We start from the raw sequence: 12,928 nt of genomic DNA on the forward strand, positions 1-12,928 counted from the left end.
CTGTATACTCCTGCCTTTCGCACGCGGACTGGATACGCAGAACTTTTCCATGGCCTGAGCCGCTGCCCTCTCAAGCCGGCTGGCTTTTGGAGCCGAAGGTGTCGGAAGCCCAGCAGGTCCGGCGAGGGGACATGCTTCATGCTCTGCGCATCGACCGCAGTATCTCGCTCGCCGGCACGCGGGATGCGGTGGACCGATTGGTGGAGATCGATCGCTTCGAGACGCAAGGTCTTCTGAACCCGTTCGGTCCCACCGGAGGGCCTCGCCCGGCGAATGGCGAGCGTCTGAGTGGGACGGGACACAGGTTAGCTGTGACCGAAATATTAAGCTCGCTCGGCTACCTGAAGTGGAAATCGTCAGGAGTTATGCGCATCGATGTCAGCTGCTGCCGGCTCGTCCTTGATCACGACTTCGCAGGCCGAGGATTCGGCTGTCGATCGCAAAGAACTCGCGAACGGCTTGAGCGTCGAGGCCGCGCTTCGGCGCATCGCGGCCGAAGGGCTCTGGAGCGAGTTCGAGCGAAAAAGCCAGGAAGGCGGGAGGATCTCCAGGCTGTCGGCGCCGCTCGCCGCGATCTGCCGATTGGTCGCCTGGCGGGACAACCGCCAGGATGCCACACATCTCTTCTGGTGCGTGACCGTGATCATGTGGCTGTCGATCCCGTTCGACTACAGTCTCGCCCCTTATGCCGTCACGGCCATCGTCGCCGGGCATGGGGTTCTGACCACGTTGGCGCTGGCCTTGGCGCTGCGGGCCTGGCGCCATCCCCGGTTGGAGTGGATGCAGAACGCGTCCGCCTCCCTGTTCGCCTTCGTGGTGATGATCGCGGCCATCATGACAGGGCACCGGGTCGGCGGCCCGAACTTCGAACGCTTCGTTCTCGTCGGCTTCTTCGGCATGACCACCGGTCTCGTTCTCCTGCCGTTGACCACGCCCTGGATGGCCCTGGTCACATTCGTCCTCAACGTCTGCTTCGTCGTCAGCCAGTCCATCAACCCCGCCGTGGACGGCGCGTCGGGCTTCCTGTTCACGCTCTATTGCAGCGCGATCAGCGTCGTCGTCATCTGGGCGCGATATCAGATCAACCGCCGGCAGATCCGGGCGACCCTGTCGAGGCTGAGAGAGGCGCACAGCAAGCGGTTGATGAGAGAAATGGCGCATACCGACGCGCTGACCGGCCTGCGCAACCGCAAGGCCATAACCGACGAATTCGCCCGGCTGATCGGGGAAGCGCGCTCGGGCACGGTGCTGTCGGTCGCCATGATCGACATCGACGACTTCAAGAAGCTCAACGACACGCTGGGCCATGCCTCCGGCGACGAGGCGCTGCGATCGGTCGGCTCGCTGTTTTCGGACTTCGCCCGAACGAGCGGCGCCGTCTGCGGGCGGATCGGCGGCGAGGAGTTCCTGGCTCTCCTGCCCGGCGCGGGGGCGGAAGCGGCCACGCGCGCGGTCGAGAGCCTGATGCGGGATCTCGACCGGATGAACCTGTCGAACCCCGGCTCGCGTGTCGCCGACCGGGTCACGCTGAGCGTCGGCCTCGTGACGGCAAGTCTCGGTGAGGGGAGGGGGCACCACCAGGAAAGCCTGATGCGTGACGCCGACCTTGCTCTCTACGAGGCCAAGAACGCCGGGCGAAACCGGATCGTCGCCGTGGCGGCCTCTTCTCTCAAGCATGACGCGGCCTGACCCTTCCGCTCAAGGGCCGGCGCGACCTTCACCCCTGCGCGACGCCGAGGAAGCGCTGCAGTTCCGGCGTGCGCGGCTGGCCGAACAATTCCTCCGGCGGGCCGATCTCGTGGACGCGGCCTTCGTGCATGAAGACGACGCGCGAGGCGACCTCGCGGGCGAACTTCATCTCGTGCGTCACCATCATCAGCGTCATGCCCTCGGCCGCCAGCTCGCGCACCACGGCCAGGACCTCGGCTACGAGTTCTGGGTCGAGCGCCGAGGTGATCTCGTCGCACAGGAGCGCGATGGGCTGCATGGCGAGCGCGCGGGCGATGGCGACGCGCTGCTGCTGGCCGCCGGAAAGCTCGTCGGGATAGGCGTCGAACTTGTGGGCGAGGCCCACCCGCTCCAGCTGCCGCCGGGCCATCGCCTCGGCCTCCGCCCTGGGTGTCTTCTTCACCACGCTCTGGCTCAGCATGACGTTGCGCCCGGCCGAGAGGTGAGGGAACAGGTTGAACTGCTGGAAGATCATGCCGACCTTCAGCCGCAAGGCCTTGAGATGCACCTCGTCCGGCAGGAGCTGCGCGCCGGCCACCAGGATCGAGCCCTCGTCGATCGTCTCCAGCCCGTTGACGCAGCGAAGCAGGGTGGACTTGCCCGAGCCGCTCTTGCCGATGATGGCGATGACCTCGCCGGGCTGGACGTCGAGATTGATGCCTTTCAGGACCTCGTTCGATCCGAAGCGCTTTTTGACCTCAGTGACCGCGATGAGCGACATTGAGCTTCCTTTCGAGGATCTGCGAGGATTTCGACAGCGGCCAGCACAGCGCGAAGTAGATGAGCGCGACGAGCCCGTAGACGGTGAAGGGCTGGAACGTGGCGTTGGTGACGACCGTCCCGGCCTTGGAGAGTTCGGTGAAGCCGATGATGGAGGTGAGCGCCGTGCCCTTCACCACCTGCACGGAGAAGCCGACCGTCGGCGGCACGGCGACGCGCAGCGCCTGGGGCAGGATGACGTGTCGCATCTGCTGAAGACGGCCCATGCCAAGGCTGGCCGAAGCCTCCCACTGGCCCTTGGCGACCGCTTCCACGCAGCCGCGCCAGATCTCGGCAAGGAAGGCCGCGCTCCAGAGCGTCAGCGCCGAGCCGGCGGCGAGCCAGGCCGGCACGTCCACCCCGAACATTCCGAGGCCGAAGAAGATCAGGAACAGCTGCATCAGGAGCGGCGTGCCCTGGAACAGCTCGATATAGGCCAGGGACGCGCGGCGCACCGCGCGCGCCGGCGAGATGCGTCCGAACAGGACGAGAAGCCCGACCAGCCCGCCGCCCGCGAAGGAGACAAGCGAGAGCACGACGGTCCAGCGCGCAGCGAGCAGGAGATTGCGCAGGATGTCCCAGGTGGAAAACTCGATCATGCGGGCCTCCGCTTGGGAAATAGCGCCGTGCCGAGCAGACCCATGGCGCGGCGCGCCAGGATGGCGAGCGCGAGATAGACGAGGGTGGAGACGAGATAGGTCTCGAAGGCCCGGAAGTTGCGCGACTGGATGAAGTTGGCGGCGAAGGTCAGATCCTCGGCGGCGATCTGCGAGACCACGGCCGAGCCCAGCATGACGATCACGACCTGCGAGGAGAGCGCCGGCCAGATGCGCTGGAGCGAGGGCACGAGCACGACATGGCGGAAGGTCTGCCAGCGCGTCATGGCCAAGCTCCCACCCGCCTCGAACTGGCCCTTGGGTGTCGCCTCGATGCCGGCGCGGATGATCTCGCAGGCGTAGGCGCCGAGATTGATCGTCATGGCGAGATAGGCCGCGCTCATCTCGCTCATCTGCAGCCCCAGGCCCGGCAGGCCGAAGAAGACGAAGAAGAGCTGGATCAGGAAGGGCGTGTTGCGGATCAGCTCGACATAGGCCGAGACCGGCCAGCGCAGCGCCTTGGGGCCGAGCGCGCGCGCCCAGGCGCAGGCGATGCCGACCGAAATGCCGAGCGCGCCGCCGACCAGGATGAGCTGGAGCGTGACGCGCACGCCGTGAAGAAGCACCGGCCAGTATTCGGCCAGCCAGGAGAAGTCGAACTGATAGGGCATGAGGCGGGGCCTCTGGGCTCGAACGAAGACGGGAGAGGCCGACCCGCGCCGGGCGGGCGCGGATCGGCGAGAGAAGGGCGGCGCGCGGTTACAGGTCCGCCGGCAGGTCGGTCTTCAGCCACTTCTGGGCGATGGCGTTCAGCGAGCCGTCGGCCTTGGCCCCGGCGACGATCTCGTCCACCTTGGCCTTCAGCGCGTCCGCGCCCTTGGCGAGGCCGATATAGCAGGGCGAGTTCTTGATCAGGAACTTCATCTCCGGGCGCTTGGGCGGGTTGCGCTCGATGATCGCGGCGGCCACCACATTGCCGGTGGCGACCAGCTGCACCTGGCCCGACAGGAAGGCCGAGATCGTGCCGTTGTTGTCCTCGTAGCGCTTCAGCACCGCGTCGGCCGGGGCGATCTTGGTCAGCTCCAGATCCTCCACCGCGCCGCGCGTGACGCCGATCACCTTGCCCGACAGGGCGGCCGCGTCGGGCGCGGCAAGGTCGGCCGGGCCGAACACGCCGTTGTAGAAGGGGGCATAGGCGGTGGAGAAGTCGATCACCTTCTCGCGGTCCGGGTTCTTGCCGAGCGAGGAGATCACGAGATCCACCTTGCCGGTCTGGAGGAAGGGCACGCGGTTGGCCGAGGTGACGGGCGTCAGTTCGAGCTTCACGCCCATCTTGTCGGCGATCAGCTTGGCGGTGTCGATGTCGTAGCCCTGCGGGCTCATGTCGAGGCCGACCGAGCCGAAGGGCGGGAAATCCTGGGGCACGGCCACGCGCAGCGTGCCCCGGGTCTGGATGTCGGAAAGGGCGTCGGCCGAGGCCGGCAGGGCGAAGGCGGCAAGGCCGGCGAGCGCGAGGCCGGCGGCGAGAAGCGAGCGGCGGTGGATCATGAAAGGTGCCTTTCTAGCGGAGAAGGGAGGAAGGGGAGGGGGCGGCGAGGCTGCCGCCGGGGTCGAGCGAGCGGCGGAGGTCGGCGAGCGGATCGGCCGAGAGGTCGAGGTCGAGGCCGGCTTCCACCTCGTCGAGATGGCGCAGGGCGAGGTTCGAGGCGCCTTCGCGGTCGCCGCGCTCCAGCGCCTCGACGATGCGGCAGTGTCCGAGATGCGACTGCTCGGCATGGGTTCGCGACTGGTAGAGCATGGAGATCAGGATCGTGCGGGCGGTGAGGTCGCGCAGGATCTCGCTGAGCACCGGGTTGCCGGTGATCTCCACGAGGCGGATGTGGAAGTCGCCCATCAGGCAGACGAGGCGGGGATGGTCGCCCGCCTCCATGGCGGCGCGCTCCTCGCTGAGATGCGAGTGCAGCCGCGCGCGGTGCGCGGGCCCGAGCGGAGGCATGATGCGCATCAGCCCGGCCTCCACGGCGCGGCGCGCCTCGAACACGCGCTTGGCCTCCTCGGCCGAGGGCTCGCACACGAACCAGCCGCGCCGGGGGCGCACCTCCACGATATGGCGCGCCTCCAGCCGCATCATCGCCTCGCGCACCAGGGTGCGCGACACGCTGAACAGCGCCGCCATCTCGCCTTCGCCGAGGCGGGAGCCGGGGCGCAGACGGCGCGCCAGGATCGAGCCCAGAATCGTGGCGTCGATCGAAAGCGGCGAGAGGGTGGAGGACGAGGCGTCTTGCATACAACGGTGGAGTGCAAGCACCGTGCCAAGAGAGCGAGGCAGCTTTCACGGGGCCTCGCCCGCGCTCGACTGTCCGTTAGCTGCCTATTTCATCATCTGATTGTGCAGTGCGTCATCACATGGCCACCGGCTTCGCCCGTTCGCGCCGATATCTATTCCACCAGCCCAAGAATGGGACCGTATCCGCCGTGCCAGGAGGCGTCGTTGCGCCCGAGCGTCGGGGAATAGAGCCCGGCGCCGTTGCCGCCGTCGAGAAACAGCGCGTTGGGGCAGGCCAGATGATCGCGGAAGAGCCGCGCGAAATCGTGGAAGTTCACGCCCGTCTCGCTGATCGCGAAGCGGACATGCCCGCCGTCGCAAACGCCCACGCCGCTGCGCCGCGTCCGGTCGGTGGAGCCGGGAATGAGGGCGGGGTGCAGCGCGCCCCCGATGACGAGCATGGGGCCGGACTGGGTCGCGAAGCGCGCGCTCGGCAGCTTTCGCGTGAACTCGGCCGTGGGAAGAATGCCCGCGCCCTTCTCGCCGAGGAAGAAGACGCCATTGGGCTGCTTGTAGAAATTCGGGACCTCGCGCGCCGGCCGGTCCATCGTCGTGGTGTCCGCCGGCCGCAGCTCCTCGCCGTTCTCGACATAGAGGCCGACGGGCGTGAAGTCGGTCCCGTACATGCCGGCATTGATAGCGAAGGTGAGCTTCCTTCCCTCGGCCTCCACCGATCGCGCCAGATTGCCGAAGCTGCGATAGGGTGCGCCGTCGCGGTCCCGCCAGAACAGGCGCAGGTCCGACACGGCCGGGTCGATCGTGCAGACGACATAGTCGGCGTCCTCGAAACGATCCGGCGCGCAGGCGTCGGCCTTCGCCGATGGAGCGGCGAGACCGATCATCGCCAGGGCCAGCCATCCAACTCGCCAGATCATCCGCACCGCCCCTGTTCGCCTCGCTGATTTGTAACGCCGGCCTCCGGGTTGGGCTAGCGGGCGAGGACGGCATCACGCTCGTCCCGGGACCCGCAGGTCCGTCGGGCGCATTTTTGCAAACGCCTATATAGCGGGCGCCACCGTCCTGTAGGTCGCCCGCGCGGTGGAGCGGACCTTCCAGCTCCACCCCGCCGGCGGCGAGGAGGCGGAGGAGCGCGCCATCGCCATCGCCGAACTCGACGTGTCCCAGGCGCTGACGGTGTTGTTCGGACTGGTGCCCGACGTTTCCAAGATCGTCTTCGACGCACGCGACGCCTCGACCACGCGCAAGCCCGCCGCGCTGGAGCGGCACTGGCAAAACGCCCGCACGCTCTCGTCCCGAAAACCGCGCCTCTCCAAGGACCGGATCGTCGGCCGCTTCGCGGTCAAGGAAACGCCGCCCTCGACCAATGGCGCATCGGCCTCGCCGGGGGATGAGAGGCCTCGCTCCCGTTCGGCACCTAGTCGCACGCGCTGTCATGCCGCGCGGGAATGGTTTGTCCGGCGAGGCTTGCGATCGGATCGCGGCCGGGCGTGCCTCGTGAGGCGGCCCGGTTCAGGCGATGGCGGGCTGACGCGGTTGCAGCAGACCGATCAGGCGCTCAGCTTCTCGAAGCCGTCATCGTCCAGCGCCAGGGCGAAACCGGCGGGGGAGGGAGCCGGCTCGCGGATGGCCGGCGCGGGGCGCTTGGCGACTTGGGGCTCGCGGACATGGGTTTCGCGGACATGGGTTTCGCGAAAAGCCTGGACCTTGGCCTGAAGCGCCTGGACGGAGGCCTGCCGATCGGTGCGGCTCATGGGCTTGGCGTCGCGCCGCGCCAGCTTGAAGAAGGCCGCGCTCTGCTCCAGCCCGTTCGCCTCGGCGGAAAGCTGCATGGCGGCCTGCGACATCTCGGTGGCGGCGCCCGCGTTGGTCTGCGTCACCTGATCCAACTGCTGGATCGCCTGGTTGATCTGGTCGATGCCGATCGACTGCTCGCGGCAGGCGGCCGAAATCTCGGTCACGAGTTCGGCCGTGCGCTGGATCTCGGGAACCAGATGCTCCAGCATCCGCCCCGCGTCCTCGGACGAGGCGAGGGTTTCCACGGACAGACGCCCGATCTCCTGCGCGGCGGATTGCGAGCGCTCGGCGAGCTTGCGAACCTCCGAGGCCACCACGGCGAAGCCCTTGCCGTGGCTACCGGCGCGGGCGGCCTCGATCGCGGCGTTGAGGGCCAGAAGGTCGGTCTGCCGGGCGATCTCCTGCACCACGGCGATCTTCTCGGCGATCGTGCGCATGGCGCCCACCGAGCCGGCCACCGCCTCGCCGCTGGCCGCCGCGCTGAGCGCGGCCTTGGCCGCCATCTTCTCGGTCTCGGCGGCATTGTCGGCGTTCTGGCGGATATTGGCCGTCATCTCTTCCACGGCGGCCGAAGCCTGCTCGGAGGCCGCCGCCTGTTCGGTCGAGCCGGAGGACAGCTGCTCGGACGTGGTGGCCGAGCGCGCCGCCCCGGCCGAAACCTCGGCGGCCGACGCCGTGACGTTGCCGATCACATCCCGCAGCCGGTCGGTCATCGTACCGAGCGAGCGCTGAAGATTGCCGATCTCGTCCTTCGAGCGAACGTCGAAGCTCTGGGTCAGATCGCCCGCGCCGATGGCCTCCACCAGTTGCAGCGACCGCGCGACAGGCCGCCGGACGATGCGATCCAGAAGCAGCCAGAGAAGCGCCAGCGTCACCACGAGGATGACGAGGCCGCTGACGATCAGGGCGTCGATCTGGGTCCGCACCGGGGCATTCAGCGTGGCGTTCGGCACGTCGAGAACCACCACCCAGCGATCCGCGACGTTGGGAAGGGCGATCGGCAGGAAGGTGCGCCGGGCCGGCCCCAGCCCCGGCATGTCGATCCCCTCGGCGAATGTCGGCTTCGATGCGGAAAGCGCTTCGGCCAGCTCGGCCGAGCCGGGCTCGGACCCGTAGAGCTTGGTCAGGCGGGCGGGGTCGGGATGAGCGATCCACTGCCCCTTGTCGGACAGGAGCATGACCCGGCCCGAGCCGAGCGGCGTCATATGCGCGAGCGTCTCGCTCAGCGCCTTGAGGCCGAGATCGATGCCCGTCACGCCGATCTGCCGGTCCCCGGACATGACCGGAAACATGGCGCTGGTCAGGAAGATCGGGTCCGGCATGCTGGGGTCCATGATCGGCTCCAGCATGGCCGGCTTGCCGCCGGCATAGGTGATGTCCCAGGCGGGGCTGGCATAGTCGATGGGGTAGGGGGCTTGAACGGACTTGCCGTCCGGGCCGCGTGTCCAGTTCGGCGTGAACGCGCCGGTGGGGCTGGAGCCGAGATCGGGCCGATCCGTGATGGACTGTCCGTCGAACGCATTGTTCGGCAGTTCCATGAACCAGCTTCCGACCGAAAGCGGGAAGCTTTCAAGGCCGATCCTGACCTGGTTGATGAGTTCGGCGCGGTCGCGGTTCCCGGCGGCATGGCGCTCGCCCAGCACCTTGGCCATGGTGCGCGCGCTGGCGGAAACGGGCGAAAGCTCGGAGATCACGGCCTGGGCGGCGAGCTGAAGACCGGTGTCGACCTGCGTCTGCATGGCGACCCGGGTTTCCGTGAGGCTTCGCCAGGCAAGACAGCCGGTGACTGCTCCGACGGTCAGCGCGATCACGGCACTGGCGGCCAGGAGAACCTTGGCGGTAACCGTGAGACGCATGCCCGCACTCCGTGTTTGGATGGCTCACCTATAGTTTGGAAACGATTGAAATTGACTGAACATACCCTTGGGTTTTGGCTTAAGCTGAAAGAGGCTGTGGAAAGACTGCCGGGCGGATCGAAGGGGCGGAAGCTGAAAGGGCGGTTCTGCGCCATCTCCGCCCGGCAGCAGCCGGTCGCTGATCCGCCCTTTTCGGATGGTGCTTTGCCTTAAGCGGTCAGACGATGGAAATCGTCGCGGTCGTCCGGCGTCGTGTCGAGCGCGCCAGCCGACCTGAAAGGGGCGTTGCGCGAAGGCGCCTCGTTCGGTGCGGCGGAGCCGACGCCCAAAATCTGCCCGGCTTGGCGCAACTCGATGACGTTGGCGGTCCGGCCGGTCTTCGCGATCCGCGCCGCCGCGGTCTCCTCCAGCTTGAACGTGCCTGCGCTGTCCTCCAGGCGCCCTGCCTCGGCGGACAACTGGCTCGCCGTCGCCGCCATCTCGTTGGCCGCCCCGGCGTTGGACTGCGTCACCTGATCGAGCTGCCCGATCGCCTGGTTGATCTGGTCGATGCCGATCGACTGCTCCCGGCAGGCTGCCGAAATCTCCGTCACCAGTTCCGCCGTGCGACGGATGTCGGGCACCAGCGCGTCCAGCATCTGCCCCGCCTCTTCCGAGGTCAGCAGCGTCTGCGTCGACAATTGCCCGATTTCCTGGGCGGCGATCTGGCTGCGCTCGGCGAGCTTTCGCACCTCCGAGGCGACCACCGCGAAGCCCTTGCCATGGCTGCCGGCGCGGGCCGCCTCAATGGCGGCGTTCAGCGCCAGAAGGTCGGTCTGGCGGGCGATCTCCTGGATCACGGTGATCTTCTCGGCGATGGTGCGCATGGCGACCACCGAGGCGCCGACGGCCGCGCCCGACTTCTCGGCGTTCACCGAGGCCTGGGCTGCGATCTTCTCCGTGGTGCCGGCATTGTCGGCGTTCTGGCGCACATTGGCCGACATCTGTTCGATCGCGGCCGAGGCCTGCTCGGAGGCGGCGGCCTGCTCGGTGGCGCCGGAGGAAAGCTGCTCGGCGGTGGCGGCGGACTGGGCCGAGCCGGACGAGACCTGGGCGGAGGATTCGCGGATCGCGACGATGGTCTCGTTCAGCTTGCCGCGCATCTGGCACATGGTGGTGAGGAGATCGCCGATCTCGTCGTCGTGCTTGACCTCGATCTTCTCGGAAATGTCGCCGTCGCCGATCTTGCGAGCGTGATGCTTGGCGAGGTTGAGGCCGCCCGAGATCGATCGGATGATCCAGATGGCGGCGCCCACGCCCATCAGGAGGGCGAGCGCCACCAACACGATCATGGTATGGCGCGTGGCGGTGAACTCGTTCTGCGTGCCGTCGGCCAGGCTCTGAGCGAACTTGGTTTCCGAGGCGATCATCTCGTCCATCTGCTTGTCGATACCGAGAAGGAAGGGACGCGCCTTGGCGGCATTATAAGCGTTCGCCTTGGCCTCCTCGTTGGCCTTCCCGTAGGCGGCGATCTTCTCGATCACTGGCTGGAGACGGCGCCAATTCGCCGCCTGCGCGCTCGCCGCGCTTTCAATCGGCGTTCCCTTGGCCGCTGCGACATAAGCGGTGATGGAGAGGTCGAGGCTCTTGAGGCTGTTTTCGAAACTCTGCGTCGCCACGGCGAGACGCGTCTCGTTTGTCTCCGCGATCGTGGCCAGGAGGCGATACATGGTCTGCGGCAGGGACAGGCGAGCCGCGACCAGCGAGCTTCGCAGATCGGGGGGAACCGACAGGCCGCCGTCGATCTTCTCCAGCGTTTCGGAGAAGTCGGTGGCGAGCGCATCGATCAAAGGCACGGCGTCGCCGGCGTAAAGCTCGTTGGCCCGTGTCGTCGGGTTCCTCTGCATCATGTCCATCATCGTGTTGGCCATGCCCTGCCAGGTGTGCATGTCCGTGATCACGCTGTCGGCGATCTGGATCGCGCCGGGCGTCTCGGCCCCGAGGCTGGCGCGGTAGTCCGCCATCACCTTGAGCCCGTGGACGACGCCCTCGTCGATTTGCGCCCGGATTTCCGCCATCTCCGCGTCATCCCTGGACGCGAGCATCCGGTTGATGCTGCGCCCGAGGCTCTGCATGTTGCGCGCGGCGTCCTCGGCGCGCTTGGTCTGTACATAGGGCCGAGACACGAAGGTCTGCATATTTTCGTTGGAAGACTGAAGACTAAGGACGCCATAATATCCGCTCGCCCCCATCATTCCCAAGACGCCCGCGAATGCAGCGATCATTTTCGATCTGATAGTTAGGCGCACTTACATTACTCCGAGAATAAGTTACTTGTACATGCGCAGGAACGAATTGACGGAAACATAAAATAAGAGGCCGATCCCATCATGTTTTCTCTATCCGAGCATGGGGATCGGTGGTCCAGTTCGGTCGGGCACGGGTCCAAGTGGGAATTTCCGATGAGGGAGCGATGCGGCGCGGGAGGGCCGTGACGAATGCAACGGAGGGACCGCCTATGGCTCGTCGGCGATCGTGCCGCGTGTTTGCGCTCTTAGCGCTTCATCCTGCATGCCAGGGGATGTCGGGAATGGCCCGTGACAGAACGACGCGAAACATGTCAGCCTCATCACACCGATCCCTTGGAGGCCGACATGCGCTCGCGGAACCATGCCACCGGACTGCTCGCGATCCTCTCAGGCCTCGCAACGGCGCCGCAGCTCGTCGGCGTGGGGCCGGCCTGGGCCGACGAGACGCCGGCGGCCTGCACCGATATCGACGGCGCAAGGTGCTTCGTCGATCTGCCGACCGGCATCCGCATGGCCTATATCGAAGTCGGCCCTTCCGGCGGGCGCACGGTCCTTCTCCTCCACGGCCTGACGGACAGCGCCCGCTCCTGGTCGCAGACCATGGCCGCGCTTCACGCCAAGGACCCGGCCCTGCGCATCGTCGCGCTCGACCTGAGAGGGCACGGGCAAAGCGCCATGCCAGCCGCCGAGACCTGCGCGCGGGAGCCCAAACTCTGCTTCACGCCAAGGCTGTTCGCGAACGATGTCCTGGCGTTCATGGACGGGAAGGGGATCGGCACGGCCAGCGTCGCCGGCCATTCCATGGGCTCGATGGTGGCGCAGGAAATCGCGCTGGAGCATCCCGAGCGGATCGAGGCCACGGTTCTCGTCGCGTCCAGCAACAGAACCGCCGGGAATGCCGTGTTGGCCGACTATGTCCTGAAAGAGCCCGTGCTCGGAAGCTGGAAGGCCGGCCTGGACGCCAAGGGCCTGACGGACCCGATGGCCGTGTGGAGCGTGACGCCGCTCGACGCCGACCCGAACGCCGAAACCTGGATCGCCGCCAACTGGGATGTCGATCCCGCCGCCGACCCCGCTCTCGTCCAGGCGATCACGAGGGAAACCGCGCATGTCCGCCTCGGCACCTGGCGCGGCGCGACGCAGGCCCTGCTGGACGTCGACAACACCGAGCGGCTGGGCGAGCTGCGCGTGCCGACCCTCGTGCTCTGGGGAACGCAGGACGCGATCTTCACCCGCGATCCCGATCAGTCCGGCCTCATGGACGCGCTGGGCAAGGCCGCCAAAGCGCATGGCACGCCCGTGGTCTGGAAGCAGTACGGCGTCGATCCCCTGCCGGCCTCCGGCGCCCAGACCAGCGACATCGGTCACAACGTGCAATGGGACGCGCCGGACCAAGTGGCCGACGACATCCTGTCCTTCCTTGCGACCGGCGCGCCGACGCCGGACGGCACCCGCGCCGTGATCGGGAAGGACGCGGCGAGGCTCGTCACCATGCCGGGGAAGGCCGAGATCGTTCGACCCTGAGGGCCGCGTTCCTTCGGCTGGCGGCCCCGACCGAGCGGGCCGCCACCGAAGCGGGGAGCGGCGCTACAGGGGAGAGATGACCCGGAGCACGGCTTG

Annotated in this window: 11 protein-coding genes; 2 read left to right on the top strand and 9 right to left on the bottom strand. The window is 67.3% G+C overall.

Annotation, left to right across the window (positions count from 1 at the left end; translation table 11 throughout):
- Nucleotides 1-375 precede the first annotated feature (375 nt).
- Nucleotides 376-1,689: a GGDEF domain-containing protein gene (locus AUL32_RS21195; protein WP_062119624.1), complete on the top strand. Its 1,314-nt coding sequence runs from the start codon at nucleotides 376-378 to the stop codon at nucleotides 1,687-1,689.
- 28 nt (nucleotides 1,690-1,717) lie between these two features.
- Here AUL32_RS21195 and AUL32_RS21200 read toward each other — a convergent pair whose 3' ends face one another.
- The 9 genes from AUL32_RS21200 to AUL32_RS21240 form a co-directional block, all read right to left on the bottom strand.
- Nucleotides 1,718-2,449 carry an amino acid ABC transporter ATP-binding protein gene (locus AUL32_RS21200; protein ID WP_062119627.1) on the bottom strand — a complete coding sequence of 244 codons (732 nt, stop codon included), beginning with the start codon at nucleotides 2,447-2,449 and terminating at the stop codon, nucleotides 1,718-1,720.
- The gene (locus AUL32_RS21205; protein WP_062119630.1) at nucleotides 2,427-3,086 is read right to left on the bottom strand and encodes an amino acid ABC transporter permease; all 660 of its coding nucleotides are present in this window, start codon (nucleotides 3,084-3,086) and stop codon (nucleotides 2,427-2,429) included. Before AUL32_RS21205 ends, AUL32_RS21200 begins: the two co-directional genes overlap by 23 nt.
- Entirely contained in the window at nucleotides 3,083-3,754 is a 672-nt protein-coding gene (locus AUL32_RS21210) for an amino acid ABC transporter permease (RefSeq protein WP_062119633.1), read from the bottom strand. Before AUL32_RS21210 ends, AUL32_RS21205 begins: the two co-directional genes overlap by 4 nt.
- 88 nt (nucleotides 3,755-3,842) lie before the next feature.
- Nucleotides 3,843-4,631 (bottom strand): transporter substrate-binding domain-containing protein, encoded by a 789-nt coding sequence (locus AUL32_RS21215; RefSeq protein WP_062119636.1) that lies wholly within the window; start codon nucleotides 4,629-4,631, stop codon nucleotides 3,843-3,845.
- 13 nt (nucleotides 4,632-4,644) lie between these two features.
- A complete protein-coding gene (locus AUL32_RS21220) occupies nucleotides 4,645-5,370 on the bottom strand; it encodes a GntR family transcriptional regulator (RefSeq protein ID WP_062119638.1) in 726 nt (241 codons plus the stop codon).
- A 152-nt stretch (nucleotides 5,371-5,522) separates the two neighbouring features.
- Nucleotides 5,523-6,251 carry a phosphodiester glycosidase family protein gene (locus AUL32_RS21225; protein WP_062120081.1) on the bottom strand — a complete coding sequence of 243 codons (729 nt, stop codon included), beginning with the start codon at nucleotides 6,249-6,251 and terminating at the stop codon, nucleotides 5,523-5,525.
- A 156-nt stretch (nucleotides 6,252-6,407) separates the two neighbouring features.
- On the bottom strand, nucleotides 6,408-6,653 hold the full coding sequence (locus AUL32_RS21230; RefSeq protein WP_156421567.1) for a hypothetical protein: 246 nt from the start codon (nucleotides 6,651-6,653) through the stop codon (nucleotides 6,408-6,410).
- Between the two features lie 264 nt (nucleotides 6,654-6,917).
- Entirely contained in the window at nucleotides 6,918-9,020 is a 2,103-nt protein-coding gene (locus AUL32_RS21235) for a methyl-accepting chemotaxis protein (protein ID WP_062119643.1), read from the bottom strand.
- Between the two features lie 209 nt (nucleotides 9,021-9,229).
- The gene (locus tag AUL32_RS21240; RefSeq protein WP_280137595.1) at nucleotides 9,230-11,308 is read right to left on the bottom strand and encodes a HAMP domain-containing methyl-accepting chemotaxis protein; all 2,079 of its coding nucleotides are present in this window, start codon (nucleotides 11,306-11,308) and stop codon (nucleotides 9,230-9,232) included.
- Between the two features lie 345 nt (nucleotides 11,309-11,653).
- Here AUL32_RS21240 and AUL32_RS21245 point away from each other — a divergent pair, with 345 nt between their 5' ends.
- The gene (locus AUL32_RS21245; protein ID WP_062120083.1) at nucleotides 11,654-12,832 is read left to right on the top strand and encodes an alpha/beta fold hydrolase; all 1,179 of its coding nucleotides are present in this window, start codon (nucleotides 11,654-11,656) and stop codon (nucleotides 12,830-12,832) included.
- The last annotated feature ends 96 nt before the right edge of the window (nucleotides 12,833-12,928 follow it).

Source organism: Aureimonas sp. AU40, assembly GCF_001463785.1.
Lineage (GTDB): Bacteria > Pseudomonadota > Alphaproteobacteria > Rhizobiales > Rhizobiaceae > Aureimonas.

Excerpts from the sequence above, each read along its gene's own strand:
- AUL32_RS21195 (WP_062119624.1), top strand. The coding sequence starts at position 376 with ATGTCAGCTGCTGCCGGCTCGTCCTTGATCACGACTTCGCAGGCCGAG.
- AUL32_RS21200 (WP_062119627.1), bottom strand. The coding sequence starts at position 2,449 with ATGTCGCTCATCGCGGTCACTGAGGTCAAAAAGCGCTTCGGATCGAAC.
- AUL32_RS21205 (WP_062119630.1), bottom strand. The coding sequence starts at position 3,086 with ATGATCGAGTTTTCCACCTGGGACATCCTGCGCAATCTCCTGCTCGCT.
- AUL32_RS21210 (WP_062119633.1), bottom strand. The coding sequence starts at position 3,754 with ATGCCCTATCAGTTCGACTTCTCCTGGCTGGCCGAATACTGGCCGGTG.
- AUL32_RS21215 (WP_062119636.1), bottom strand. The coding sequence starts at position 4,631 with ATGATCCACCGCCGCTCGCTTCTCGCCGCCGGCCTCGCGCTCGCCGGC.
- AUL32_RS21220 (WP_062119638.1), bottom strand. The coding sequence starts at position 5,370 with ATGCAAGACGCCTCGTCCTCCACCCTCTCGCCGCTTTCGATCGACGCC.
- AUL32_RS21225 (WP_062120081.1), bottom strand. The coding sequence starts at position 6,251 with ATGATCGGTCTCGCCGCTCCATCGGCGAAGGCCGACGCCTGCGCGCCG.
- AUL32_RS21235 (WP_062119643.1), bottom strand. The coding sequence starts at position 9,020 with ATGCGTCTCACGGTTACCGCCAAGGTTCTCCTGGCCGCCAGTGCCGTG.
- AUL32_RS21245 (WP_062120083.1), top strand. The coding sequence starts at position 11,654 with ATGCGCTCGCGGAACCATGCCACCGGACTGCTCGCGATCCTCTCAGGC.